A 25552-nucleotide genomic window follows, 5' to 3' on the forward strand; every position below is an offset into this window, starting at 1 on the left:
CTGGCACTGTGGTGGGTCGACTGCCAACTATAAGGCCGAGCGGACCCTACTTCTTCCCGCCGAGGCGCTCGCCCAGGCGCCTGACCAGGGCCCGACCGCTGTCTCCCGGCGACAGGGCCTGCCCCGCCGGGACCACGGCGGTCCCGTCGCCCCGGCCGCGCAGCTGGCGTCCACCGCTGGTGGCCCACCCGGCGAGGCGGCCGTTCTGGCTGACCTCCCGGACCCTCTTCTCGGCCCTGGTGCGGGACTCGGCGGTCGCGACGATGAGCAGCTGGTCGCCTCGCCGGACCACGGTGTTGACCTCGGGGACGAACCCCTTGTCACCGCGCACGACCAGCGTGACGTTGGCGCCCTCGGGCAGGCGCAGCTCGAAGATCTCGACGCCGTGCAGCTTGGACGCGGGGCCCACGGTGACCTGCAGCATCTCCGCCCCCAGCTCCTCCAGGGGCGTCGCCTCGACAGCGAGGTCGAGCGTGGCGTAGTCCTCCACGATGCCGAGGCGTTGGGCCACCCACGGCAGGGTCGGCGCCTGGACGATGGTGAAGACGACCACGAGGACGAACACCAGCTCGAAGATCCACTCGACGTTCTTGGCCCCCACCGTGAGGGGGACGGTCGCGAGCACGACGGGGACGGCGCCCCGCAGCCCGGCCCAGGAGAGGAACACCTGGTCCCGCCACCCGATCCGGAACCAGGAGGCCGAGGCGATCACGGACAGGGGGCGGGCGACCAGCAGGAGGACGAGGCCGATGACGATGGCCGGCAGGACCTGCGAGCCCATCTTGCTGGGGGAGGCGAGCAGGCCGAGGAGCACGAACAGGCCGATCTGCGCGAGCCAACCCAGCGCCGTGGAGAGGCCGAGCACCGCCGGGCCGTGCGGCAGCCGCAGGTTGCCCAGCACGAGGGCGGCCAGGTAGCAGGCGATGAAGCCGCTCGCGTGCACGGTGGCCGCGGCGGCATACGCGAGGACGGTGAGGGCGACCACCCCGATGCTGAACAGGCCGGACGAACCCGACGCGGCCCGGCGCATGAACTGTCCACCGACCCGCCCGACGGCGAGCCCGATCGCGGCACCGACCCCGAGCTCGACCACCGCCTTGAACAGCAGCGTGAACCAGCCCTCGGCGTCGGCCGGGTCGGCGCTGCGGGCGGCGAGCGCCGTGACGAGGATGACGACCGGGGCGTCGTTGAAGCCGGACTCGGCCTCGAGCATCCCTGTGATCCGGCGCGGGAGCGGCACCCGGCGCAGCACGGAGAACACGGCCGCGGCGTCCGTCGAGGACAGGATGGCGCCGACGAGCAGGGCGGTGTTCCAGTCCAGGTGCAGCACGAACCGCGCGGCGACCGCCACGACGGCGACCGAGACCACCACGCCCAGGGTCGAGAGCACGGCCGCGGGGCCTACGGACCTGCGGATGCCCTCCCACCGCGTGCTCAACCCGCCCTCGGACAGGATGAGGATGAGGGCCGCGTAGCCGAGCACCTGCGTGAGCTCGTTGGAGTCGAACTGGATCCGTCCGAAGCCGGCCTCGCCGATGGCCAGACCGATGCCGAGGTAGATGAGCAGCGACGGCAGGCCGGACCTCACGGACAGCCGGACGGCGGCCACGGAGACCAGCAGGACGAGCGATCCGACGAGCAGTGCGGGCGTCAGGTCGTGCAGCGTGAAGGCCGACGAACCCGCTTCGAGGGCAAGGGCGGGGAGTCCTGCGTGCACGGCCCGTCACGTCCTTTCCCTGTCAGTGGTGCGGATAGTCTCGCAGGGTGTCCCGCGCCATTCTTGCCCGCCGCATTGCCATCGCCGTGGCGGCCCTCCTGGTCGTCGTCCTCGGAATAGTCGCGGTTCTCGCGGTCACGTGGGTGAGGCGTCCGTTCCCCGTCACCGAGGGGGAGATGAAGGTCCCCGGTCTGCAGGGCAAGGTCGACGTGGTCCGCAACGACAAGGGCATCCCGCAGATCTACGCCGACAGCTCCGACGACCTGTTCCGCGCGCAGGGGTTCGTGCAGGCCCAGGACCGGTTCTTCGAGATGGACCTGCGCCGGCACATCACCTCCGGGCGGCTCTCCGAGCTGGTCGGTGAGGGCGGCCTCGAGACCGACCGGGTGATCCGGACGCTGGGCTGGCGGCGCGTCGCCGAGGCCGAGCTGCCGACGCTCAAGCCCGAGACCCGCCGCTACCTGCAGGCGTACTCCGACGGGGTCAACGCCTACATCCACCAGCAGGGCACCCCCTCGAAGATGTCGCTCGAGTACGTCGTCCTGGGCCAGAAGGTCCCCGACTACCGGGTCGAGGACTGGACCCCGGCGGACTCGCTCGCCTGGCTCAAGGCGATGGCCTGGGACCTGCGCGGCGACTACAGCGACGAGCTGATGCGGGCTCGCCTCGCGGGGACGATGTCCCTGGCCCAGATCAACGAGCTCTACCCGCCGTACCCCTACGACACCAACAAGCCGATCCTCTCCGCCCAGGACTGGACGCCGACGACGTCGAACGCCACCAACGGTTCGGCCAACTCCGCCCTGCCCTTCGCCGCCCCCGCCACCACGGGCAAGGCGGCCAAGGCGGTCAAGGCGGTCAAGGACGCGAAGGCGACCGACCCCGAGCTCACCGCCGAGCGCAGCCCCGCCGCGGAGCAGGCGTATGCCGCGGTGTCCAGGGCCCTGCGCGCCGTCCCGGTCACCGTCGGGCGGGGCGACGGGATCGGCTCCAACTCGTGGGTGGTCGGCGGGTCGCGCACCAGCACCGGCAAGCCGCTGCTCGCCAACGACCCGCACCTCGGCGTCAGCATCCCCGGCATCTGGTACCAGGTCGGCCTGCACTGCCGCTCGGTCAGCAGCAGCTGCCCGTTCGACGTGGCCGGCTACTCGTTCGCCGGCCTGCCCGGCGTCGTCATCGGGCACAACCAGTCGATCGGCTGGGGCTTCACCAACCTCGGGCCCGACGTCAGCGACTTCTTCCTCGAGCAGGTGCGCGGCAACACCTACCTGCGCGACGGCAAGCAGGAGCCGCTGACCATGCGCACCGAGACGATCAAGATCGGTGGCGGCGGGGAGCAGACCATCACGGTCCGCAGCACCGCGCACGGCCCGCTGCTGTCCGACGCGCTCGACAAGGTCGCCGAGGCCGGGGACAGCCCCCTGGTCAACTCCCGCACGAGCCCCGGCGACTACGAGGTCGCGCTGCAGTGGACCGGCATCGAGGTCAACCAGACCGCCGATGCGATCTTCGGCCTCAACACCGCCCAGAACTTCCAGGAGTTCCGCGCGGCAGCCAAGGACTTCGCCGTCCCGGCGCAGAACCTCCTGTACGCCGACACGGCCGGCAACATCGGCTACCAGGCTCCCGGCTCCATACCGATCCGCAGCCGGTACATGGAGAGCGCCCCCGGCTTCTGGATCCGCCCGGGGTGGGTCTCCTCGTGGGACTGGAAGGGCAAGGTCCCGTTCGACGAGATGCCCTGGTCCTACAACCCGCCTGAGGGGTTCATCGTGGCGGCCAACCAGGCGGTCACCGAGAGCGGCTCGCCGTTCCTCACCACCGAGTGGGACTACGGCTTCCGCAGCCAGCGCATCCGCAGCCTGCTGGAGAAGAACACCAAGGTCACCCCGGCCACGATGTCGCAGATCCAGGGTGACGTGCGCAGCCAGTTCGCCCCGACGCTGGTCAAGGCGCTGCTCAAGGTGGACCTGAGCGGTGACGACTTCACCAAGCAGGCCCAGGACCTCTTGCGCAAGTGGGACTACACGATGCCGGTGGGCGCGAGCGACGCCGGCGCGGCCGCGGCCTACTACAACGCGGTCTGGTCGAGCCTGCTCGACCTGACGTTCGACGACGAGCTGCCCAAGGACCTGCGGGCCGACGGCGGCGACCAGTGGATGCAGGCGATGACCCAGCTGCTGACCAAGCCGCGCTCGGCCTGGTGGGACGACAAGCGGACCGCCGGGGTGGCCGAGGGCCAGTCCGAGATCCTGCGCAAGGCCCTCGTCGACGCCCGCCTCGACCTGACGCGTGAGCTCGGCAAGGACCCGTCCGACTGGCAGTGGGGGGAGCTGCACACCCTGACGCTGCAGCACCAGGTGCTCGGCGGCGACGACGTCCCCGGCGTGGTGCGGGCCCTGTTCAACCGCGGCCCGATCGAGCTGCCCGGTGGCTCCGCGATCGTCAACGCCAACGGCTGGGACGCCAGCCAGGGCCTCGACGACGCCAGCCGCTCCAAGGCGTTCAAGGTCGACTGGGCCCCCTCGATGCGCATGGTGCTCGACTTCTCGGACCTCGACCGGTCACGCTGGGTCAACCAGACCGGCAACAGCGGCCACGCGTTCTCCGACCACTACAACGACCAGTCCGAGGCGTGGGCCAAGAACGAGCTCTACGACTGGCCGTTCAGCCGCAAGGCAGTCGACGCCGCGGGCGGCGACGAGCTCGTGCTCGTGCCCGGCACGACGAGCTAGCGGGAGCCGGCCGGGCCGGGGAACGCGTCCCCTGACGGCGCCGGGAGTCGTCGGAGCCCTCCCTCCGCGGTGACCACTGCGTCGACGGCCCGGTCGTGCGACTCTCGGGGCAGGTCGTCCTCGAGCAGCTCCCACGGGTGGACCACGGCGACGAGGGTGGCCGCGGTGCGCGGGAGCGCCCGGTCGTAGCAGCCCTTGCCCTGGCCGATCCGGGTGCCGTCGACGTCGACGCCGTGCGCCGGGACGAAGACCACCTTCGCCCGGCCGACCGCATCGAGTCCCAGCGCCGTCCCGCTGCCCGCCTCGCGCCAGTCGAGGTCCCAGTCCGCGAGGGTGAGGGGCAGCAGCACGCGGACCCCCCTGGCCACGAAGGCCGCGACCAGCGCCTCGGTGGGGGGTTCGGTCGGCATCGACTCGTAGGCGGCGACCCAGTCACCGCGTCCCACTCCGGCCTCACGGGCCGCCCTGAGGGCGGCCAGGGCGATGGCCTCGCCGTCGGCGGCCCGGTCGCGGCCCGGCACCTGCTCGCGCCTCAGCCGGCGCAGCCGCCCTCGGACCGCCGCCTTGTCCTCGGGAGCGGGCCCGGCGGCATACCCGCTGGTGGGCTGGGGGTCCGGCTCGGGGGGACGGTCGGGACTGGGGGTGGGCACAGGCTCCATGGTGCCCGCCACGGTGGTCGAGCCGCGAGGGCCGGGGCCGAATAGGGTGGGACGCATGAGCAGCCAGCCCGCCCGACCTGTGACCAAGGCCGTGATCCCCGCAGCTGGACTCGGGACCCGCTTCCTCCCCGCCACCAAGGCGACGCCCAAGGAGATGCTGCCGGTCGTCGACAAGCCGGCGATCCAGTACGTCGTCGAGGAGTCGGTGCGCGCCGGGCTCGATGACGTCCTCATCATCACGGGCCGCAACAAGAACGCCCTCGAGGACCACTTCGACCACCAGTGGGAGCTCGAGCAGGCGCTCGAGGCCAAGGGCGACACGTTCCGCCTCGAGCGGGTGCGCGAGTCGGCGGCGATGAAGGTGCACTTCGTGCGCCAGGGCCAGCCCAAGGGGCTCGGCCACGCGGTGCACGTCGCGAAGGAGCACGTGGGCGACAACCCGTTCGCCGTGCTGCTCGGCGACGACCTCATCGACGCCCGCGACCACCTGCTCGAGGAGATGCTGCGCGTCCGCGAGGAGAAGGGCGGCAGCGTCATCGCGCTGCTCGAGGTGCCGCCGGAGTCCGTCCACCTGTACGGCTGCGCCGCGGTCGACGAGGTCGACGGTGATGTCGTGCGCATCACGGGACTGGTGGAGAAGCCCGACCCGTCCGAGGCGCCGAGCAACTTCGCCGTCATCGGTCGCTACATCCTCGACCCGTCCGTGTTCGGCGTGCTCGAGCAGACGCCGCCCGGACGCGGCGGTGAGATCCAGCTGACCGACGCCCTGCAGACCCTGGCCGGCTCCTCCGAGCCCGGCGGCGGGGTGCACGGTGTCGTCTTCCGCGGCCGCCGCTACGACACCGGCGACCGGCTCGACTACCTCAAGGCCGTCGTGCGGCTCGGCCTGGACCACAACGAGCTGGGTGCCGACTTCGGCGGCTGGCTGGACGAGTTCGCCGCCGAGCGCCGGGACGCGAAGGCCGCCTCCCAGTGATCTCCGTCGAGCAGCACCTCACCCGGATCCTCGAGACCGTCAAGGTCATCAGGCCGTTCGAGCAGGGCGTGCTCGATGCGCAGGGCTGCGTCCTCGCCGAGGACGTGACTGCGCGCGGGTCGCTGCCCGGCTTCACCAACTCCGCGATGGACGGGTATGCCGTGCACGCCGCGGACGTGGCGTCCGCCTCCGAGGAGCACCCGGTCGTGCTGCCCGTGGTCAACGACATCGCGGCCGGCAACACCAACGCGCTCTCCCTGGCCCAGGGCCAGACGATGCGGATCATGACCGGCGCACCGATGCCCCGGGGGGCCGACGCCGTCGTGGCCGTCGAGAACACCGACGGCGGGGTGGTCCGCGTCAGCATCCGGGCCGCGTCCGTGGTCGGCCAACACGTGCGGGAGGTCGGCGAGGACGTCGAGGAGGGGACCGTCGTGCTCCGGCGCGGCACCCTGCTCGGCCCCGGGCAGATCGCCCTGCTCGCCGCCGCAGGGGTCGCCCGGGTGCGGGTCGTCCCGCGACCCCGCGTCGTCGTCATCTCCACCGGTGACGAGCTCGTCGAGGTGGGGGAGAAGCCGGCCTTCGGCCAGATCGTCGACTCCAACTCGGTCATGCTCACCGCTGCCGTCACCTCCGTCGGTGCCACGCCCTACCGCGTCGGCGGGGTTGCCGACGACGCCCGCACCCTGATGGCCACCCTCGAGGGCCAGCTCGTCCGCGCCGACGCCATCATCACCACCGGCGGGGTCTCGATGGGGGCCTTCGACACGGTCAAAGAGGTGCTCTCGCGCGTCGGCACGGTGCAGTTCGACAAGGTCGCCATGCGTCCGGGCATGCCGCAGGGCTTCGGGGTGCTGGGGGACGAGCAGGTCCCGGTCTTCACCCTGCCGGGCAACCCGGTCAGCGCGCTCGTGTCGTTCCACGTGTTCGTGGCCCCCGCGCTGCGCGCCATGGCCGGTCGCCCCGAGCCGTCCTTCCCCCCGGGGTACGTGCCCGCGGTGGCGGCAGAGTCGTTCAGCTCGATCCCCGGGAAGATGGAGTTCATGCGGGTCGTCCTGGACGACGACCGGGCCCGGCTCGCCGGTGGTCAGGGGTCGCACATGCTCGGCGCCCTCGCGGCCGCCGATGCGCTCGCGGTCATCCCGCCCGACGTCACCCAGGTCGACGAGGGTGACGCCCTCGAGTGCCTTCCCCTGCTCGGTCGGGAGGGCCAGTGAGCCAAGTCACCGGTGGCCAACCGGACGGGCCGGACGGTTCGCGGCTGACCCACGTCCGCGCCGACGGCTCCGCGCACATGGTCGACGTGTCGGCCAAGTCGGTGACCGCCCGGGAGGCCAGTGCCGCCGGTCGGGTCCTGTTGTCCCCCAAGGCGATCGGCGCCCTCCGTGACGGCAACGTCCCCAAGGGTGACGCGCTCGCGGTGGCCCGGATCGCCGGCATCCAGGCGGTCAAGCGCACTCCGGAGCTGATCCCCCTGGCGCATCCGATCGCCGTGCACGGCGTGGCCGTCGACCTCGACGTCGCCGACGACGGGGTCGACGTCCGGGCCACGGTCCGCACGGCCGACCGGACCGGCATCGAGATGGAGGCGCTCACCGCTGTCGCCGTTGCCGCCCTGGCACTCATCGACATGGTCAAGGCGGTCGACAAGCACGCCCGCATCACCGACGTCCGGGTCACCGCCAAGTCCGGCGGTCGGTCCGGCGACTGGGTGGAGGAGACGACGTGAGCGACCCGACGCAGGCGACCGAGGGGGTGCCGGAGGCGCCACGGGCGTTCGTCGTCACCTGTTCCACCCGGGCGGCCGGGGGTGTCTACCCGGACCGGGGCGGACCCCTGATCGTGGCGGCCCTGCGCGAGTGGGGCTTCGAGGTCGGCGACCCGACGGTCGTCCCGGACGGGCCGGCGGTGCGCGAGGCGCTCGAGGCGGTCCTGGCCGCGGAGCCGGACCTCGTCATCACCACCGGAGGCACCGGGCTCTCGCCGACCGACGGCACCCCGGAGGCCACCCGGCCCCTGCTCGACCGCGAGGTCAGCGGCATCGCCGAGGCGATCCGCGCGGCCGGGGTCCGAGCCGGGGTGCCGACGGCCATGCTCTCGCGCGGACTCGCCGGCATCGCCGGATCGACCCTCGTGGTCAACCTCCCCGGGTCCTCGGGCGGGGTCAAGGACGGCCTCGCCGTGCTCGAGCCCGTGCTGCGGCACGCGCTCTCGCAGATCCGGGGCGGCGACCACTGATGTCGACGTGGCGCGCCTGATGGCTCCGTGGCCGGTCCAGCTCGCTGGCCGCACGACGGCTGGTCAGGAGCTGCTGCTCGACCCGCTGCGCCGGCGTGACCGCAAGGACTGGGTGCGCGTGCGCTCGGTCAACCGCGAGTGGCTCGGCCCGTGGGAGGCCACCGCCCCCGAGGACGACCCCCGCCCGGTGTCCTTCAGCGGCCTGGTGCGGCACTACAACCGCGAGGGTCGGGCCGGGCGGATGATGCCGTTCACGATCCGCACCGAGGGGCAGGTCGTGGGCCAGCTGGTGCTGTTCGGCATCTCGTGGGGCTCGTTGCTGTCGACCTCGGCGGGCTACTGGATCGACCGGCGGGTGGCAGGTCGGGGCATCGTGCCGATGGCCCTGGCCCTCGCCGGCGACCACGCGCTCGGCCCGATGGGCCTGCACCGCATCGAGGTCAACATCCGCCCCGAGAACACCAACAGCCTTGCCGTCGTGCGCAAGCTGGGCTTTCGCGACGAGGGCCGGCGGGCGGCATACCTGCACATCGACGGTCAGTGGCGCGACCACCGAACGTTCGCGCTGACGCGCGAGGACCTCGGTGGGGCGACGCTCGTGGAGCGATTGCACACCAATCACACCAGTCACATTGGCGACACACCGCCCCACGTCCCCGAGGGTCCCGCGCACGGCACCTAACGTCGTGTTCGTGCAGCCCAGCAGTCTCATCTTCCTCGTCATCATCGCCGTCTGGGCTGCCTACTTCGTGCAGTACTGGGTCCGTCGCCGCGAGCACCTCGCCACCGCCCAGTCGGTCGACCAGTTCTCCGAGACCATGCGGGTCCTCGAGCGCCGCTCCCCGCTCCCCGCCACGGACCTCTCGACCCCGGCTCGTCCCTCGTATGCCGTGAGCCCGGCGCGCGCGGTGCGCGCCCAGGTGCTCGTCAAGCGCGCCGAGACCACGACCTTCACGATGACCCCCTCCGGTGCGGTCACGCCCGTCGCGGACGCGGTCCCCGACTCGCCCCGCCGCTCCGGTGGCTGGGACGCCTCGGTCGACACCGACGACGAGGGTCAGGGTTGGGACGTCGAGGCGGCGCCGGTCGTCCGACCGGCGCGTGCGGTTCGCGGGCTGACCCTGCTCGCCGCCCTCGCAGGGTTCGTCCTCTCCGTGCCGCTCGCAGCCCTCGGGGTCGTCCCGTGGTTCGGCATCCTCGTGCCGCTGGCCGCCGCCGCCGGCGCGGTCGTCTGGCTCCGCCAGGCCGTCGCCACCGAGCAGGCTGCTCGCCGCGACGCGCGTCGCCCCTCCGCGGAGCTCCGGTCGCAGCGCAGCGAGTCCTCGGCACACCGCCGGGACCAGGGCCTGCAGCGTTCGGGGCGCCCCGCTCCCCGTGAGCACGCGGCACCCACCGCCCGCGCCGCCGGCCCCGACGCAGAGCACGCCTCCGAGGAGGCCGAGCCGGTCGCCGAGTCGGTCGCCGCGCCCGTGCGTGACGAGCTCTACGACGTGCAGGAGGTCGAGCGCGGTCTCGCCGCACCCGCCGCGGTGGCGACGCGAAGTCCTGCCGCCCGAGGCGCCGCCGCTCCGGCAGCCGCGGCGCCGCGGATGCCCCTCGTCGACGAGGACGACATCCCCCTGACCTGGGACCCGGTGCCCGTCCCGCGCCCGACCTACACGATGAAGTCCCGTGCGACCCGCCCGGCTCCCACCTCCGCGGACCTCGTCGGTGACGCCGACACCGAGTTCGCGCGCTACGAGCAGGAGCCGGTCCGCCGCGTCGCCGGCGCCTGACCCGCTCGGCACGACCCGAGACCCGAGGGTCGCCGGCTGCCGGCTAGCGCTTGCCCCACACCGCCTGGGCGCCGGCATCGCCCGCGAGCGCCACGATCACCGCGGTGCCCACCGCGCTCGCGAGGACCAGGACCGCCAAGCCCAGCCGCATCCTGCGGTCGGGCTGCTCGCGCCGCAGCACCAGCCACTGCGCCACGGTCGTCACGGCGAGGGCCGCCGCCCACGGCAGCACCATCGAGCCCAACGACCGGTGGTGGTCGATGAACGCCGGGTTGCCCAGCTTGGTGGCCAGGTCGTTCCCGGCCCGTGTGGTCACGGGGACGGCGACGAGGCCGACCACCGCCCCCAGCGGGACGAGGAAGGTCAGCTTGCGCTGCGCCGCAGGCCAGACGCTCACGGCCATGGCCGCCACGGCCGTGAGGGGGAGCAGGACGACGACGAGGTGGACGAGCAGGGCATGGGCGGGCAGGCCGTTGATCTCCATGCCGGATAGACGAGATGGGCTGCGCAGTTGTTCACGGGCCGGTCCCGACGAGCTTGCGGCCGAGGTGAACCCCGGGGCCGGGCATTTCGTCCTTTACCGGGAAGGGCCGGAGCGGGAGGATCGCAGATGTCGGCGTCGGTCGGCGAAGGAGTGGTGGTGGAGGCTGGTCAGCGGCACGCGGCCCTCCAGGGACTGCATGACCGGCATGCCCCGGAGCTGTGGCGGTTCGCGCTGCGCCTGACCCGCGACCCCCAGGTCGCCGAGGACCTCGTCCAGGAGTCGCTGCTGCGCGCCTGGCGCGACCCGCAGCTCGGCGGGCGCAGCGAGGCGCAGGCGAGGGCCTGGCTGTTCACGGTCGTGCGGAACCTCGTCGTCGACCGCTGGCGCAGCGCCGCCAACCGGCACGAGGTGGCCGGCCTCGACTGGGTCGACCCGCTCGTCGCGGACCGCACCGGTGAGGTGCTCGACCGCTGGCTCATCGCCGACGCCCTCGGCACCCTGTCGGCCGATCACCGCCGCGTTGTCGCGGCGGCCTACTACGAAGGAAGGACGGTGGCCGAGATCGCCGCTGAGCTGCGGATCCCCGAGGGGACGGTGAAGTCGCGACTCCACTACGGACTGCGGAGCCTGCGCCTCGCCCTGCAGGAGAAGGGGGTGACCCGGGCATGAACGACACCGACCAGTACGCCCAGTGGGATGCCGCCTACGTCCTCGGTGCCCTCTCCGGCAGCGAGCGGGCGGAGTACGAGGAGCACCTGTCCGGGTGCCTGAGCTGCCGCACAGCCGTGGCCGAGCTCGCCGGCCTGCCCGGGCTGCTCGGCCAGCTCAGTCCGGCCGAGGCGATCGCCGTCGAGTCGGGTTCGGGCGGCAGCGACGGCGCCGGACCGTTCGCCGACCCCTTCGCCGTCCCCGACCCGCCGGCGTCCCTCATGCCCCGCCTTCCGCACGCGTCCGAATGGCGCCAGCGGTGGCTGGCTCCCATGGCCGCCGCGGCGGCTGCCCTCCTCATCGGGGGCGTCGGCGGGTATGCCGTGTCCGCCTCCCGTGACGCCGTCCCCGGCGCTGGCCCTTCGTCGACCCTGGCCCAGGGGCGCAGTCGCCTGGCGTTCGCGCCCGTGAGCGCGTCCCCGATGACCGCCGTCGTCGACGTCGTCCCGACCTCGCAGGGGACCGAGCTGCGGGTGGAGTGCCAGTACGCGCAGTCCACGGCAACCGGCGCCGGTAGCGGCACCGGCAGCGGCACTGGCTCCGGCGTGGGTGGCTCCGGAACGTCGGGGGCCACGGGCTCGGGTTCCACCGGGTCGGGTGCCATGACCGGCACGCGTGGCCGGATGGGTACCGGCGGGTCCATGCCGTCGAGCGGTTCCTCGGGCGGCTCGACCGCTGCGACGGGGTCGACCGGCTCGGCGACGACCGGCTCCGGCGACGGGGGATACCCGGGGATCCGGTACGCCATCTGGGTGGTGGGCCGCGACGGTCGGGACATGCTGGTGAAGGACTGGACGGCTCGGGCCGGACGCGTCATGCACCCCCGGGGTGTCACCCCGTGGTCGGTCGGCCAGATCGAGTCGATCGAGATCCGCCTGGTGGACGGCGGAGCCACCGTGATGCGCGCCCAGGTGGGCTGAACGCGGGCGGGCAGCTCGCCAGGCGCACGGGCGACGCGCACGGACGGTCGTCCGCGGCATACCGGGGTGCCGTTTTCCGTGAGGGGCACTGCTGGTGTTATCGTTTCGTCCGCATCAAGGGGCTGTGGCGCAGTTGGTAGCGCGTCTCGTTCGCAATGAGAAGGCCCGGGGTTCGAATCCCCGCAGCTCCACCCCGGGAGAACCCCGTCTGGACCGCGCCGATGGCGCCGGGCAGGCGGGGTTCTTCGTCGTCCGGGCCCGAGGTCCCCCGGCACGCGCCGAGGTGAGCCCAAGAAATGTCGAAGGTGGCTCTGCCACGGTGGCGTCGAGCTGACCCGGGGTCAGGTCGTCGGGCGTTGCGCGATCGAGGGCGAGCGTGATGGAAGAACGAGTGACGAGGTCCACCAGCGGGCGTGGACCCAGGCATACGGCCGCGGTGGCCCTGGGCCTCGCGGTGGTCGCCGCCGGGAGCGTCGCCGCCTCGCTGGCGATGGGTGTGGGCTCGCGGGATGCCCGCTCGAACCCCTCGACGTCGTCGGGTCAGCAGCAGAGCCGGGCCGTCGGCCACCCGACGGGGGCAGCGACGACCGGCGTGAAGCCCACGGGTTCGAGCGAGGCGCGTCGGCTGCACGCCCTGGACCCAACCCAGGTGGCCAGGTCGGTGGCCAGCGACGACGCGACGGCGAAGAAACCTGCGTCCGGAACCGCTGCCAAGGGGGTGTGGCACCTCGGCGAGGTCGGCACCTACCTGGTGGGCAAGGGCATCGCTCCGGGCACCTACGAGTCGGCCGGTGCCACGCAGGGCGAGTGCAGCTGGTCGCGACTGCGCGACCTCGACGGGAAGGCGACGGCGGTGATCCAGCGTGGTGCGGGTACGGGCAAGGCGGTCGTGACCATCAGGTCCTCGGACGCGTTCTTCGAGACCGCCCACTGCCAGAACTGGCACAAGGTCGCCTGAGCAACCCAGGCTCAGGGCCCCGCGGACGTGACTAGGAGACCGGCTCCACGCCGAGCTCCGACAGGAGCTGGACGACGCGTCGGCGGATGTCGTCCCGGATCGGGCGGACCGCGTCGACGCCCTGCCCCGCAGGGTCCTCGAGGGTCCAGTCCTCGTACCGCTTGCCGGGGAAGATCGGACACGTGTCGCCGCACCCCATGGTGATGACGACGTCGGACGCCTGGACCGCGTCGGTGGTGAGGATCTTGGGCTTCTCGGCCGAGATGTCGATGCCCTCCTCGAGCATCGCCTCGCGGACGGCGGGGTTGATGGACTCGGCCGGTGCAGACCCTGCTGAGCGGACCTCGACAGCGCCGGCGGACAGGCGGTGCGTGTAGGCCGCGGCCATCTGGGAGCGCCCGGCGTTGTGGACGCAGACGTACAGGACGGACGGCCGGGGGCCGGTCTCGAGGGTCATCGCTGGTGCCTCTCGGTCGGTGCGGGATGGGGCAGGACGACGTCGTCGGCCCGCTCGCCGGCGTCGGGGTAGAGGGCCAGGACCAGCCCGGACCCGACGACGAGGCCGACGAGCTGCGCGAGCACGAACCCCGGCGCCGAGGAGGGCGCGATCCCCGCGAACGTGTCGGAGAACATCCGCCCCACCGTCACGGCAGGGTTCGCGAACGAGGTCGAGCTGGTGAACCAGTAGGCGGCCCCGATGTAGGCGCCGACCGCGGGAGCCGCGAGGGCGCCCCGCCCGGTGCGGGCCAGGGCGAAGACGAGGGCGACCAGGACGGCCGTGGCCACGACCTCGCCGAGCAGGTGCCCGGGCGTGGCGCGGTCCTTGGTCGACAGGGAGGTACCCACGTCGAACATCGCGTTGGCGAGCACCGCACCCACCACCGCTCCGCCGACCTGGACGACGACGTATGCCGCGAGGTGGGTGGCGCCCAGCCCGTGCCCTTGCCGCCGCCCCAGGAACCAGTCCGCGAGGGACACGACGGGGTTGAAGTGTGCGCCGGACACCGGGCCGAACACCAGGATGAGGACGGTCAGGCCCAGCACCGTCGCGGTGCTGTTCTCCAGCAGCTGCAGGCCGACGTCGTCCGGTGAGAGCTGTTGGGCGGCGATGCCCGAGCCGACCACGATGGCCACGAGCAGGGCGGTGCCCACGAACTCGGCGAGGAGTCGACGAGCCAGTGGCGCTGGCCCCGCGACGGGGGGCTCGTCCATCAGCACTCCTAGGGTCCATGGGCGTCGGCGAGGTGAACGTTGACCCATTGATTTACATTTGTCAATGCGTGGTGGAGGATCGGCCCATGCCCTCCTCGACCCGCGCCCGGCTGCCGGTGGCCGACGACCCGGCCACGTGCTGCGCACCGATGACCGCCGGGGTGCTCGACGTCGCGGACGCGGAGGAGCTCGCCCACCGGTTCAAGGCCCTGGGTGACCCGACGAGGGTCCGTCTCGTCTCCCTCATCGCTGCGGCACCGGGGGCGGAGGCGTGCATCTGCGACCTGACCGAGCCCGTCGGCCTCTCCCAGCCCACCGTCTCGCACCACATGAAGATCCTCGCCGATGCCGGGCTGGTGCGACGCGAACAACGTGGACGCTGGGCCTACTTCACGGTCCAGCGCGAGGCGCTCGATGCCCTCGCGCGGACCCTGGGCGAGCCCGCCACGGCTGCTCCGCGTCGCTCCGGCGGGGGTCTTACGACCTAGGTCCAATTGCTGCTGTCCGCTGCAGGGCATCAGGGTGGGCGCACCACACGGACGCACCCCCCTGACACCTGGAGACACACATGGCACGCATCACCAACGCCCTGCGGGTGGGGGTCGTCGTGGCCGCGCTCGTCGGCTCGGCCCTCGCCGCGACCCAACCCGCCCAGGCGGCCTCGAGCAAGGGCTGCACCGACGGCGGCTTCCGCCTCGTGAACCGGGCCACCGGGGCCACGGTCGCTGCAGCGGGGACGGACCGGGTGCGCGCGACGATCCCCGCGGCCCAGCTGGGGACGGCGTTCGCCGTCCGGGGTCGCTACGCGCAGTTCGACGTCCGGTCCTCGGACTTCGCAGTCTTCAACCAGGCGTTCACGGGCGCCGCCAACGAGCTCGACATCACCGGCGGCCGGTTCACGCCGGTCTTCGCCAGCAAGGTCCCGAACCACCGCGGGCTCGTTCTCAGCAGCGCCATCACCGTCCAGCTCGACGGCGAGAACCTCTCCCTGCAGCGCACCGGCACCGGCCTGTCCATGACGCTCAGCGCCAAGGACTGCGCCCAGGGGGGGATCTTCCAGATGGAACCCCAGCGCTCGGACGGCACGACCACCCGCATCACGCACACGCTGGCCACCTCCACGACCGCCGGCCTCACGCCCTTCTACTACGACAACCCGAACTTCCGCGCCAAGGCCGGACAGTTCCTCGGGTCGGGCTGCACGAGCGTGCAGACGGGCCCGCCCGGACAGTTCTGCGTGCAGGTGACCCCGCGCGTCAACATCTCCAACGACGTCTCGCCGCAGTTCGTGGTGCGTGACAGCGCGCAGGTGGCGACCCGCGTGCCGCAGCCCACCTGCAACACGGCCACCGCGGTGACGCCGAGCGTCCGTCACTGCGGAGGGGTCTCGGTCTGGGACGTCGCCAGCGGGGGACGGATGGGCTTCGTCACCGGTGCGGACTCGACCGAGGTCGCCAACCCGCCCACCACCTGCACGAGCAACTGCCAGGCGCAGAACCAGGTGCGAGGACGTCTGGCCAACCTCGGTCACCCCTTCCCGGTGCCGGCGGGCAGCCGGCTGACCCCCCGGGTCGGCTGACCGCAGGCCCCGGACCGCCCCGGCAACCCCCAGCCGGCGCGCGACGACCCCCTCCCGGCAGCCGGGAGGGGGTCGTCTGGTGCGCGGCTCGGGGCCTACCTCGCCATGGCGTCGGTGCCGTCGGACAGCAACGACGAGATGAGGCCGAACACGTTGCCGTCAGGGTCGAGGAGGTACCCGACCCGGCCGACGCCCTGCATGTCCTCGGGGGCGACGGCCTCGGACGCCCCGAGCTCCAGCCCCTTCGCGAACACCTCGTCCACGCTGCCCTCGATGCCGATGACGAAGTTCGCGCCGTTGACCGGAGCGCCCCGCTCGGGCGCCGGACCCCGTCGCTGGGTGAGGCCACCGTTGATGCCCCGGCCGGGCGCATCCATGGTGATCGCACCCTCGCCGGTCTCGATGGACCAGTACGGCATGTCACCGAACTGGGTGAACGACCACCCGAGCAGCTGGCCGTAGAAGTCGATGAGCCGCTGCGGCTCGGATGCGTGGATCTCGAAGTGGACGACGAGGTTGGCCACGGTGTCCTCCCTTGGCTGGGTCCGTGCTGGCCACGGGCCGGGTGCGCCCCACGCTATGCCGCGACGGTGCGTGCCCACCAGCACGAACGGTGCCTCAGCAACCTCACAGCCAGCGTCCGGCAACCTCGCAGGTGTGGGGCGCAGAGTGTGGCTGCTCTGGTGGAGCGAGTGATGTGGAACGAGGTGGTGGTCGTGCCGTTGCTGGGCTGGCCGTTGATGGTCACGCTGGGTTCTTTGTTCGTCCTCGTCGTCGCCGCCACGGTGCTGGGATGGTCGCGGGTGCGCGGGCCCCGCGCGGTGCGGGTGCTCCAGCGGGCGGCGCTGGTCGGGTCTTCGCAGGCCCTGGTCGTGCTGCTCCTCGCGGCTGGTGCCAACAACTACGGCTACTTCTACGGCTCGTGGTCCGACCTGTTCGGTGGCTCGTCCCAGGCCGCGGTCGCCCTGCCGCCGACCCACGGCGGCCCCGGCCCGAGGCAGGGTCACGTCGGTGCTGCAGGAGCCTTGCCCGCGGTGAAGAGCGGACCCACCTCCTGGTCCACGCCGACGGAGTGGGCCACGCGAGGCCGCGTCGACACGGTGACGGTTCGGGGTGCGCGCAGCGACCTGTCGGAGCAGGCCCTCGTCTACCTGCCGCCCGAGTACTTCCAGCCGGCCTCGGCGCACCGGACCTTTCCCGCCGTCGAGGTGATGACCGGCTATCCGGGGGTTGTCGCGAATCTCGTTCAGCGACAGCACTATCCAGACACCCTCCTCACGGAGATGGGGCAGCGCAGGGCCGGGCCGATGGTGCTGGTGATGCTCAGGCCGACGGTCGCGCCACCGCGTGACACCGAGTGCACCGACGTCCCCGCCGGCCCGCAGGCCCTGACGTACCTCGCCGAGGACGTCCCGTCCGCGGTCGAGTCGGCCTACCGGGTGCGCCCGACCGGGTGGGGCGCCATGGGGGACTCGACCGGAGGGTACTGCGCGGTGAAGCTCGCGATGGCCCACTCCGACGTCTTCTCCACGGCGGTCTCCCTGTCGGGGTACTACCACACGCTGCGGGACACGACCACGGGCGACCTGTGGGGTGGTTCGTCGGTGCTGCGCGACCTCAACAGCCCGGAATGGTTGCTGGCGCACCAACCGGCACCGCCGGTCTCCGTGCTGGCCACGATCGGCACTGCGGAGAAGGGTCACACCGGGATCTCGGACACCCGCCACTTCCTGTCGCTGGTCCGGTCACCGATGAGCGTCACCTCGGTCGTCATCCCCGGTGGTGGCCACAACTTCCACTCGTGGTCGACGGTGATGGGCCCGGCGTTCGACTGGCTGTCGAAGCGGCTCCACGCTGCCTGAGTCAGGGCGCTCCCGCAGGCGTGGCCTCGAGGAGGGTCCTGGCGATGAGCGCGTGGCCTGCGGAGTTGGGGTGGTCGCCGTCGTCGGCGAGCAGGGGAGTGGGGTCCTTGCCGCCGTCACCGTTGAACGGACGGTAGAGGTCGACGCAGGTGGCCCCGATCCCTTGCGCTGCATCGCAGATCCGCGTGTTCGCCGCTGCAGTCACGTCGTCGCTCCACTGCGCGAACCCCGCGCCGTAGTCGCCATCGGCCACGTCGCCGTCCTCGAAGACGTTCCAGTACGTCGTCACGAGGACGCGTGCCGTGTCCGGTGCGAGCGTCCGCACGCGCCGGAGGGCGACGGCCAGCGGGTCGGCGAGGCCGGCAGCCCCGTCGCGCACGCACGCGTCGTCGCAGGCGTCGTCCCGCCACCGGTCCACCAGGGGCACGAGGTCGTTGGCGCCGATCGTGACCACGACGACCGAGGCGGCGCGCAGGGCGTCCTGGTCGGCTCCGGTGCCCAGCTGGCTCGTCAACCCGGGCACGGTGAGTCCGGAGTGGCCGAGGTTGACGACGCGTTCGCTGGAGGCGTGGTCGCGGGAGGCGAGGGCCGCGGCATACCGGACGATGAAGGGCTGGCAGTCGCACGCCGTGCCGGACATGACGGAGTCTCCGAGGCCGACCACGACCAGTGGCCCGCGCCCGGTGACGGAGGTCGTCGGCGGCGTCGCGGGCGTCGTCGTCGAGGACGTACCGGCCGTGCCGGAGGTAACCGGGCTGCGGGTGTGGGCCGAGGCGGCGGGCGTGCAGGCGGACAGCACGACGACCAACGCCGTCAGCACCGCCGCCACCACCGCCCTGCGGGCGGCCTGCGACCTCGAGGGTCCCGCGAGGAACGGCACCCTGACGACCCTCGACACCCTTCGAGCCTGCTCCCCGGCGGCGGCGCAGGCAACTTGGCGCAGGCGACGGCTCAGGGTCCGCTCAGGGCGGCGCTGGGACCGTGGGGTCATGACGACGCTCGCACCAGCACGACAGCGCACGATGCTCAACAAGGTCCCCGAGGTGACCGTGTACTTCTGGATCATCAAGATCCTGTGCACCACCGTGGGGGAGAGCTTCGCCGACTACGTGAACGAGACCCTCGGCTTCGGGCTGACGAACACCACCGTGGTGTTCTCGGTCGCGCTCGTGGCGGTCCTGGTGGCCCAGTTCCGGCTGCGGCAGTACGTCCCGGCCGTCTACTGGCTGGCGGTGGTGCTCGTCAGCGTGGTCGGCACGCTCCTCACCGACAACCTCACCGACGGTGTCGGCGTGCCGCTCTGGGTGAGTACCGCAGTGTTCACCGTGGCCCTCGCCGCCGTGTTCGCGGTCTGGTACGCCCGGGAGCGCACCCTCTCCATCCACTCGATCGTCACCACGCCGCGTGAGGCGTTCTACTGGCTCACGGTCCTCGTGACCTTCGCGCTCGGCACGGCCGCAGGCGACTGGACGCTGGAGCTGACCGGCTGGTCGGCCGGCGCCTCGGTCCTGCTGCCGCTCGGGCTGATCGCCGCGGTGCTCACCGCCTGGAAGCTCGGCGCCGGACCGGTGCTGTGCTTCTGGCTCGCCTACATCCTCACCCGCCCCCTCGGCGCCAACATCGGCGACTTCCTCGCCTCGGCGCGCGACGAGGGTGGAGCGGGCCTGGGGACGCTGGGGACCAGCGTCCTGTTCCTCGGCACCATCCTCGCCGTGGTGGTCTACCTCAGCGTGACCCACAAGGACCGCACGGAGCGGGCGAACCTCCGGGCCGAGCAGGCGACTCCGGTGGAGGACCGACAGGTCTGACGTCGGCACCGGGCCGGCTCGAGGATCGGCGGCCCGACGAAGAGTGAGGCAGACGTGGTGCAGCGCAGGACGAGGGTGTTGGTGGTCACCGACAGTGCCACCCCCTCGCCTGCGCTGCTCCATGCGGTGGCGGCCCGGGCCCGGGACGAGGACGTGCAGCTCCGGCTCGTGGTGCTGAACCCGGCGCGGGCCGAGCTGCACCTCCTGCACCCCGAGCGGCGCGACCTGGCGTTCGAGGCCGAGTGCATCCTGCTCGAGACGCTGCCGGACCTCGAGGCCGCAGCGGGCCGGCGGGTGATCGGTTCGGTCTCCATCCGGCACGACCCCGTGGAAGCCGTGGAGGAGACCGTCCTCAGCGAGCCGGTCGACGAGATCCTGCTGGCCCTGCCGACCACGCGCACCAGGTCCTGGGGTCACCACGACGTCGTCCGTCGCGTCGCGAGGTTCGGGGTCCCGGTGACCACCCTCGGCTGACCGACGTTCAGCTCGGTCGGACTGCCGTCCGGCTCAGGGGGAGGGGAGTCGGTGCCTGGCGGTCGAGACCGCCAGGCACCGACGACCAGCCGACAGCGCAGGGGTCGCTGATTTCGGACTGGTCCGTCCTCGCCCACGAACCACCCGCCGGCAGGGGGGTCGACGGGGGCGTGCTGGGCGAGGCCGTGGGGGTGGCCGGTCGCGAGTCGACCGCACCCGCCAGCACGTATGCGGCGGTGTTGCGTTCGCTGACCTGCGACCAGTCCAGGGGTGGTGGGACGTGGTGGTTGTGTCGCACCATGCGCTGCCGCAGCAGGTCGTCGGTGCACAGGCGGGCGAGGTGCTCCGCGAGCTCCCGGTCATCGCCGGCCAGCAGGCCCTCGACGCCGTGGGTGACGAACTCGGTGACACCGGTGCCGTGCCGGGCGACGACCGCCAACCCTGCGGCACGCGCCTCCAGCGCCGCGAGGCCGAAGGACTCCAGGGTCGCGGGAGCGACGTACACGTCCGCGCGACGGTAGACGTCGCGCAGCTGTGGGTGCGACAGGTCGCCGGGGGCCTGCACCCAGTCCGCCATGCCCAGGCGCCTGATCCGTCGTCGCACCCGCCCCAGGAGCGGTCCGTCGCCGACGAGGAGGGCGGTGACCGCGGTGCCCGCGGGGACGAGCCCTTGCATGCGGTGCAGCGCCGCCACGAGCTCCAGGGGTCGCTTGCGGTGGCTCATCCGCATCACCGAGACGAGGGTGACGTGGCGGGAGACCCGGGCCGGGAGCGCCGGTGTCCAGTAGGCCGTGTCGACGGCGTTCGGGATGACGAGCACGTCGCGGCCGACCATGGCCCGGCGGACCGGGCCTGCGGCCACGTCGCTCACGGCCGCCCACTGGATCGGCAGGTCTGGCCACCCCCGGACGGCAGCGCACGCCCTGAACAACGGCCAGGCGCTGCCCCAGACGGAGTGGACGGTCGCCACGGCGGCGACGTCCGCCTTGGCCGCCGACTCGACCGAGCGGAGGGCCAAGGGGGAGTAGGCAGAGACGTGACCGTGGACGACGTCGGTGCAGGCGAGGAGGGTGGCGAACGCGCGGGGGTCGCGGCACACCTCGACGGGTCCACCGACATCGGCAGGGCCCGGGGTCCGGGTGAGCACCGTGACCTCGTGCCCGGCCGCGGCCTGGCTCTCGGCCAGGGCCCGGACGAGCACCTCGATGCCGCCGACGGTGGGCCCGTAGGTGTCGGTCGCGTGCAGGATCCTCACGCGGCCGCCGTCCCGGACCGGGGCCGCAGGGCCAACCAGCAGCCCAGCCACACGCCGCCCACGGGGATCTCCAGGAGGAAGGTGAAGGCGCGGTAGAGCAGGACCCCAGCGGCGACCCCGAGCGGGTCGGCACCGAACCCGATGAGCGCGGCTGCGGTCCCCACCTCGGCGAACCCCGCGCCGCCGGGCGTCAGGGGGATGAGGCTGAGGACGCGGTCCGTGGCCAGGGCGGCGATGACGGCATACACGGGCAGGTCGATGCCGACCGCGTGCAGGCAGCACCACAGCAGCGCGCCCTGGAGCGCGACATATGCGGCCATCCCCGTGGTGAGCTGCGGCCAGCGGGCGCTGACGATCCCGCGGACGCGGTCACGCGACTCCAGCAGCTCGACCTGGACCCGCGCCGCGGAGACGCCGTCACCACGGCGGAACCGGCGAGCAGCCGCCGCCACCAGGCGGGCCGCGCCGGTGGCGAGCCGGTCGCTGGTGAGCAGGGCCGCGCCGACCGCCACGAGCGCGGCGATCAGGGCCGCACCCACGATCGCCCACGTCTGCAACGCCCGGCCGGGCAGCGCGCCCGCCGCGGTCATCATGACGACGGCGACGAGGGGGAGGGCGAGCTTGGCCAGCACGTCCCAGACGTTGGTGACCATGACGAAGGTGGCGTAGGCGCTGCGGTGGAACCGCCAGGCGCGCACCATCGTGAAGTTGAGGGCCACGCCGAGCGCGCCGCCGAACGGGATGACGTTGGACACCGCGCTGCCGGTGAGGCTCAGGGTCAGGGCGCGCCGTCGGCTCAGCCCCGGCAGGGCGGCGGTGAGGACGAAGGAGTGGGCGAGGAGCCCGCAGGCCCAGAGCAGGGCGAGCCCGACGGCGACGCGGGCCGAGATGTCGCCGATGGTCGAGCCGATCTGCCCCCAGCCGACCCCGGCGACCTTCGGCAGGGCCCACCACAGGACGGTGAGGGCGAGCGACATGGCGGCGATGGCACGCAGGGACACGGAGGCGCGGTCCGCGACCACGCGCGCGGCGTTCCTGTCCATGACTGCCCCTCGATGCCGACCTCGGTCCACGTCACCACACTGTGGCCCGGCGGTCCTGAACGGTTCCTGAGAGAGTTTCCTCAGGAATCGTTCAGGCGGCCAGCGGGACAGTGGTGTGATCCTGACCGCTGGCCGGTGACCTTACCGGCGACCAGAGAGTGAGCGCGTGAACCTGTGAGCCGTCGACCCGTTGCCGCACCCCGGCTCGCCGTGCCCGGCGCGCTGGTGGTGACCTCGTCGCGCACCCCGGCCCTCGCCGGAGCCGGTGTCGCTGCCGCGGCCCTGGCCGGGTTCGCCGGCCTCGTCGACGGGGTGACGGAGAACGCCGACCTCACGTCGTACGACCCCGGCATCGCGTCCTCCGTGGCCGACCTGAGAGTCCCCGGCCTCACCTTCGCCGCGGAGGTCGTCAGCACCGTGGGCAGCGAGGTGGCCATCGGCCTGCTGACCGTGGTGACCCTGGCCCTGCTGTGGTTCGTCTGGCGGGAACGCGCCCGGGCGGTCCTGTTCGGTGCGACCATGGCGGCTGCGGGGGTCCTGACGCTCGGCGTCAAGCACCTGTTGGGGCGGCACCGCCCGCCGGCCGCGTTCGTCGTGGGGCCGGTCGACACCGGGTACTCGTTCCCCTCCGGCCACACGTTGTTCTCGACCGTGTTCATCGGGCTCGTGGTGATGCTGGTCCTCTGGCCGCGGGCCCACCGGCGTGGTCGGGTGGCGGCCGTGGCCGCGTGGGCGCTCGCCAGCGCCGCGATCGGGGCGAGCCGGGTCTACCTCGGCTACCACTGGACCACCGACGTCATCGCGGGTTGGGTGTTGGCTGTCGGAGTCCTCGGCCTCGCCCTCACCGTGGGGTCGGTCCGGCGGCAGCAGCACGACGTGAGGGGTGCAGCCCATGCGGGTCCTGCTCGTTGAGGACGAGAAGGCCCTGGCGGAGACCCTGCGCCGCGGCCTGACGAACGAGGGGTTCGTCGTCGACGTCGCCCACGACGGCATCACCGGTCAATGGCTCGCGACGGAGAACCCCTACGACGTCATGGTGCTGGACATCATGCTGCCCGGTCGCAACGGCTACGACGTGCTGAAGAACATCCGCGAGCTGAAGATCTGGACGCCCGCGATGATGCTCACCGCCAAGGACGGCGACTACGACCAGACGGACGCGTTCGACCTCGGGGCCGACGACTACCTCACGAAGCCGTTCAGCTTCCTCGTGCTGGTCGCGCGGCTGCGCGCCCTGGTGCGTCGAGGTGCCCCCGTCCGCCCGGTCGAGCTTGCGGTCGGGGATCTGCAGCTCGACCCGAACAAGCGCACCGTCAGCCGCAACGGGCACTCGATCCCCTTGACTGCCAAGGAGTTCGCGGTCCTACAGTTCATGATGCGCCACCCCGAGGTGGTCCTGTCCAAGGCGGAGATCCTCGACAACGTCTGGGACCAAGCCTTCGACGGCAGCGACAACATCGTCGAGGTCTACGTCGGTTACCTGCGCCGCAAGATCGACGTCGCCTTCGGTGTCACGTCCCTGGAGACGGTGCGGGGGATGGGCTACCGGCTCATGGCGGTGACTGGCGGAACGCCCCAGTGACCGGTTCGGTCGCCTCCGCGGTGACCGGCGCCGGCACCACGGGGACACGAGCCTCGAACCGGCACTGACCGTCCGGGGTCTCGGTCGCCCGCACCACACCGCCGTGCGCCTCGACGATCGTCCGGACGATGGCCAGCCCCAGCCCGCTCCCGCCGCTGTCGCGCTCGCGCGACTCCTCGAGGCGGGCGAACCGGTCGAAGACCGCCTCCCGCTGCTCCAGCGGGACCGGCGGGCCGTCGTTGTCGATGGTCATCACCACGTCGTCCCCCTGCGGCTGCACGCCGAGGAACACGCCGCCCTGGGTGTGGGCGGCGGCGTTGTCGACGAGGTTGCGCAGCGCCTGGCCCAGCTTGAGGCGGTCGCCCACGACGCGGGACGCGGTGATCGAGGCCGTCACCGGGACCTCGCCGGTGGCGCGCAGCCGGCGGACCTCGCCCTCGAGCAGGTCGTCGACGTCCACCTCCTGCAGGGTCAGCGGGAGGCCGTCGTCGGCCTTGGCCAGGGTCAGCAGGTCCTCCACAAGGTGCTGCATCCGCAGGACCTCGCCGTGGATGACGGCGTCCCGGTCGGGGTCCGAGCGCGACACCTCGATCGCGGCGCGGATGGTGGCCAAGGGGCTGCGCAGCTCGTGGGAGGCGTCGGAGATGAACCTGCGCGTGGTCGCGTCCGCCTGCTCCAACCGCGCCAGCATGAGGTTCATGGTCTGTGCGAGCCGGGCGATCTCGTCGCCGGTCGGCGGCACGGTGATGTGACCCCGCCCGCGCACCCTGGTGATGCGGGCGACCTCGCTGCGGATGCGCTCGACCGGCATCAGGGCCTGCTTGACGATCCGGCTGATCAGCATGAGCAGGAGGACGAGCACCGCGAGCGCGCCGAGCGCGAGCAGCAGCGTGGCGGTGCGGACCGTGTTGGCCTCCACGTCGAGCGGGTTGGCCACCACGACCACGTATGCCGCCCCCGACGGGTCGGCGACGCCCTGCGCGACCACGGCGTGGGGTTCGCCCACCTCACCGGGGATCGTCGCCTCCTGGGCCACGTCGACCGATCCCGGAGCGGGGCGCAGGGCGGTGAGCGGGGACCGCGCCAGGGCCGACTCGGACGACGCGACGACCCGCTGCTGGCTGTCGATGACCTGCAGGAGCGAACCCTGGCTGGTCACGTCGAGGAGGGCGAGGTCGGCCGACCGTCCGCCGCCGGCGATCGTTGCGCTGATCTCGGTGGCACGGCTGCGGGCCGCCTCCTGGGCGGCGCTGTAGAGGATGCGGTCGAGGGCCGTGGCGAAGGCCACGACGCCCAGGACGATGACGATCGTCGCTGCGGCCGCGGAGACCACCAGGACGCGGCGCTGCAGTGACCAAGCGTTCCAACGTCTCACGCGAAGCCCCGTCGGTCTGGATGTGGGCAGGCAGGCTAGCAGCGACGTCCTGAAGTGACCCTGAGTCTCGGACGGGGAACGGATTTCCCAATCACGCCTCACGCTTCGAGCGCCGGCGGTAAATTCAATCACCTCCTGTCCGCACCGTCGTAGGAGGCGCGAGCACTGTGTCGACACTGGTTCCCCCGAGGG

The 25552-nt window shown here is 72.3% G+C and carries 27 protein-coding genes and 1 tRNA gene; 18 read left to right on the forward strand and 10 right to left on the reverse strand.

The window, feature by feature from the left end:
- Window positions 1-46 precede the first annotated feature (46 nt).
- Complete coding sequence (locus ASC58_RS14290; RefSeq protein WP_082553313.1) at window positions 47-1717, reverse strand: potassium/proton antiporter; 1671 nt, start codon at window positions 1715-1717, stop codon at window positions 47-49.
- Window positions 1718-1764: 47 nt separating this feature from the next.
- Here ASC58_RS14290 and ASC58_RS14295 point away from each other — a divergent pair, with 47 nt between their 5' ends.
- Window positions 1765-4452: a penicillin acylase family protein gene (locus ASC58_RS14295; RefSeq protein ID WP_056919759.1), complete on the forward strand. Its 2688-nt coding sequence runs from the start codon at window positions 1765-1767 to the stop codon at window positions 4450-4452.
- Here ASC58_RS14295 and ASC58_RS14300 read toward each other — a convergent pair.
- On the reverse strand, window positions 4449-5102 hold the full coding sequence (locus ASC58_RS14300) for a 5-formyltetrahydrofolate cyclo-ligase (RefSeq protein WP_200947834.1): 654 nt from the start codon (window positions 5100-5102) through the stop codon (window positions 4449-4451). The genes ASC58_RS14295 and ASC58_RS14300 overlap by 4 nt on opposite strands.
- A gap of 64 nt (window positions 5103-5166) precedes the next feature.
- Here ASC58_RS14300 and galU point away from each other — a divergent pair, with 64 nt between their 5' ends.
- The 6 genes from galU to ASC58_RS14330 are packed head-to-tail and all read left to right on the forward strand — an operon-like array spanning window position 5167 to window position 10100.
- Entirely contained in the window at window positions 5167-6087 is a 921-nt protein-coding gene (gene galU / locus ASC58_RS14305) for a UTP--glucose-1-phosphate uridylyltransferase GalU (RefSeq protein ID WP_056916515.1), read from the forward strand.
- Window positions 6084-7304 carry a gephyrin-like molybdotransferase Glp gene (glp, locus tag ASC58_RS14310; RefSeq protein WP_056916516.1) on the forward strand — a complete coding sequence of 407 codons (1221 nt, stop codon included), beginning with the start codon at window positions 6084-6086 and terminating at the stop codon, window positions 7302-7304. The genes galU and glp overlap by 4 nt, the downstream gene beginning before the upstream one ends.
- Window positions 7301-7816: a cyclic pyranopterin monophosphate synthase MoaC gene (gene moaC, locus ASC58_RS14315; protein ID WP_157581484.1), complete on the forward strand. Its 516-nt coding sequence runs from the start codon at window positions 7301-7303 to the stop codon at window positions 7814-7816. Before glp ends, moaC begins: the two co-directional genes overlap by 4 nt.
- Window positions 7813-8325, forward strand: coding sequence for a molybdenum cofactor biosynthesis protein B (locus ASC58_RS14320; RefSeq protein ID WP_056919760.1), 513 nt, complete (start codon window positions 7813-7815; stop codon window positions 8323-8325). Before moaC ends, ASC58_RS14320 begins: the two co-directional genes overlap by 4 nt.
- A 19-nt stretch (window positions 8326-8344) precedes the next feature.
- The gene (locus ASC58_RS14325; RefSeq protein WP_056917413.1) at window positions 8345-9007 is read left to right on the forward strand and encodes a GNAT family N-acetyltransferase; all 663 of its coding nucleotides are present in this window, start codon (window positions 8345-8347) and stop codon (window positions 9005-9007) included.
- A 10-nt stretch (window positions 9008-9017) separates the two neighbouring features.
- Window positions 9018-10100, forward strand: a complete 1083-nt coding sequence (locus ASC58_RS14330; protein ID WP_157598518.1) for a hypothetical protein — start codon at window positions 9018-9020, stop codon at window positions 10098-10100.
- Between the two features lie 43 nt (window positions 10101-10143).
- On the opposite strand, the gene ASC58_RS14335 is transcribed toward ASC58_RS14330, so the two are convergent.
- On the reverse strand, window positions 10144-10584 hold the full coding sequence (locus tag ASC58_RS14335; protein WP_056919762.1) for a DUF2231 domain-containing protein: 441 nt from the start codon (window positions 10582-10584) through the stop codon (window positions 10144-10146).
- 126 nt (window positions 10585-10710) lie between these two features.
- On the opposite strand from ASC58_RS14335, the gene ASC58_RS14340 reads away from it, so the two are divergent.
- From ASC58_RS14340 to ASC58_RS21125, 4 genes are all read left to right on the forward strand, one after another.
- Window positions 10711-11253, forward strand: coding sequence for a sigma-70 family RNA polymerase sigma factor (locus ASC58_RS14340; RefSeq protein WP_056916519.1), 543 nt, complete (start codon window positions 10711-10713; stop codon window positions 11251-11253).
- Entirely contained in the window at window positions 11250-12212 is a 963-nt protein-coding gene (locus ASC58_RS21395; protein ID WP_056919763.1) for a zf-HC2 domain-containing protein, read from the forward strand. The genes ASC58_RS14340 and ASC58_RS21395 overlap by 4 nt, the downstream gene beginning before the upstream one ends.
- 118 nt (window positions 12213-12330) lie before the next feature.
- Window positions 12331-12403 (forward strand) — tRNA-Ala (locus ASC58_RS14350).
- Between the two features lie 200 nt (window positions 12404-12603).
- Entirely contained in the window at window positions 12604-13170 is a 567-nt protein-coding gene (locus ASC58_RS21125; protein WP_157581486.1) for a hypothetical protein, read from the forward strand.
- Between the two features lie 31 nt (window positions 13171-13201).
- On the opposite strand, the gene ASC58_RS14360 is transcribed toward ASC58_RS21125, so the two are convergent.
- Both ASC58_RS14360 and ASC58_RS14365 read right to left on the reverse strand, forming a co-directional pair.
- The gene (locus tag ASC58_RS14360; protein WP_056916522.1) at window positions 13202-13627 is read right to left on the reverse strand and encodes an arsenate reductase ArsC; all 426 of its coding nucleotides are present in this window, start codon (window positions 13625-13627) and stop codon (window positions 13202-13204) included.
- Window positions 13624-14382 (reverse strand): MIP/aquaporin family protein, encoded by a 759-nt coding sequence (locus ASC58_RS14365; protein ID WP_056919849.1) that lies wholly within the window; start codon window positions 14380-14382, stop codon window positions 13624-13626. Before ASC58_RS14365 ends, ASC58_RS14360 begins: the two co-directional genes overlap by 4 nt.
- An 86-nt stretch (window positions 14383-14468) precedes the next feature.
- On the opposite strand from ASC58_RS14365, the gene ASC58_RS14370 reads away from it, so the two are divergent.
- Together ASC58_RS14370 and ASC58_RS14375 are read left to right on the forward strand one after the other, a co-directional pair.
- On the forward strand, window positions 14469-14870 hold the full coding sequence (locus ASC58_RS14370; RefSeq protein WP_056916524.1) for a helix-turn-helix transcriptional regulator: 402 nt from the start codon (window positions 14469-14471) through the stop codon (window positions 14868-14870).
- An 80-nt stretch (window positions 14871-14950) separates the two neighbouring features.
- The gene (locus tag ASC58_RS14375; RefSeq protein WP_056919764.1) at window positions 14951-15961 is read left to right on the forward strand and encodes a hypothetical protein; all 1011 of its coding nucleotides are present in this window, start codon (window positions 14951-14953) and stop codon (window positions 15959-15961) included.
- Between the two features lie 95 nt (window positions 15962-16056).
- Here the strand turns inward: ASC58_RS14375 and ASC58_RS14380 are convergent, their stop codons facing one another.
- Window positions 16057-16485, reverse strand: coding sequence for a VOC family protein (locus ASC58_RS14380; RefSeq protein ID WP_056917414.1), 429 nt, complete (start codon window positions 16483-16485; stop codon window positions 16057-16059).
- A gap of 171 nt (window positions 16486-16656) precedes the next feature.
- Here ASC58_RS14380 and ASC58_RS14385 point away from each other — a divergent pair, with 171 nt between their 5' ends.
- Window positions 16657-17823, forward strand: a complete 1167-nt coding sequence (locus tag ASC58_RS14385) for an esterase family protein (protein WP_056919765.1) — start codon at window positions 16657-16659, stop codon at window positions 17821-17823.
- A gap of 1 nt (window position 17824) precedes the next feature.
- Here the strand turns inward: ASC58_RS14385 and ASC58_RS14390 are convergent, their stop codons facing one another.
- Complete coding sequence (locus ASC58_RS14390; RefSeq protein WP_157598519.1) at window positions 17825-18721, reverse strand: GDSL-type esterase/lipase family protein; 897 nt, start codon at window positions 18719-18721, stop codon at window positions 17825-17827.
- 91 nt (window positions 18722-18812) lie between these two features.
- Between ASC58_RS14390 and ASC58_RS14395 the strand changes: the two genes are divergently transcribed.
- Entirely contained in the window at window positions 18813-19631 is an 819-nt protein-coding gene (locus ASC58_RS14395; RefSeq protein WP_235529243.1) for a hypothetical protein, read from the forward strand.
- Window positions 19632-19712: 81 nt separating this feature from the next.
- Window positions 19713-20105, forward strand: coding sequence for a hypothetical protein (locus ASC58_RS14400; protein ID WP_157598520.1), 393 nt, complete (start codon window positions 19713-19715; stop codon window positions 20103-20105).
- 7 nt (window positions 20106-20112) lie between these two features.
- On the opposite strand, the gene ASC58_RS14405 is transcribed toward ASC58_RS14400, so the two are convergent.
- Window positions 20113-21360 carry a glycosyltransferase family 4 protein gene (locus tag ASC58_RS14405; protein WP_162246858.1) on the reverse strand — a complete coding sequence of 416 codons (1248 nt, stop codon included), beginning with the start codon at window positions 21358-21360 and terminating at the stop codon, window positions 20113-20115.
- On the reverse strand, window positions 21357-22403 hold the full coding sequence (locus ASC58_RS14410) for a flippase-like domain-containing protein (protein WP_056919769.1): 1047 nt from the start codon (window positions 22401-22403) through the stop codon (window positions 21357-21359). The genes ASC58_RS14405 and ASC58_RS14410 overlap by 4 nt, the downstream gene beginning before the upstream one ends.
- Window positions 22404-22577: 174 nt before the next feature.
- Here ASC58_RS14410 and ASC58_RS14415 point away from each other — a divergent pair, with 174 nt between their 5' ends.
- On the forward strand, window positions 22578-23315 hold the full coding sequence (locus tag ASC58_RS14415) for a phosphatase PAP2 family protein (RefSeq protein ID WP_157598521.1): 738 nt from the start codon (window positions 22578-22580) through the stop codon (window positions 23313-23315).
- Window positions 23296-23985: a response regulator transcription factor gene (locus ASC58_RS14420; protein ID WP_056919851.1), complete on the forward strand. Its 690-nt coding sequence runs from the start codon at window positions 23296-23298 to the stop codon at window positions 23983-23985. Before ASC58_RS14415 ends, ASC58_RS14420 begins: the two co-directional genes overlap by 20 nt.
- Here ASC58_RS14420 and ASC58_RS14425 read toward each other — a convergent pair.
- Window positions 23954-25360 carry a cell wall metabolism sensor histidine kinase WalK gene (locus ASC58_RS14425; protein ID WP_157598522.1) on the reverse strand — a complete coding sequence of 469 codons (1407 nt, stop codon included), beginning with the start codon at window positions 25358-25360 and terminating at the stop codon, window positions 23954-23956. The two genes, ASC58_RS14420 and ASC58_RS14425, sit on opposite strands and share 32 nt — an antisense overlap.
- Between the last annotated feature and the right edge of the window lie 192 nt (window positions 25361-25552).

Origin of the sequence: Phycicoccus sp. Root101 (assembly GCF_001426245.1) — a bacterium.
In the GTDB taxonomy this organism is placed as follows: Bacteria; Actinomycetota; Actinomycetes; order Actinomycetales; family Dermatophilaceae; genus Pedococcus.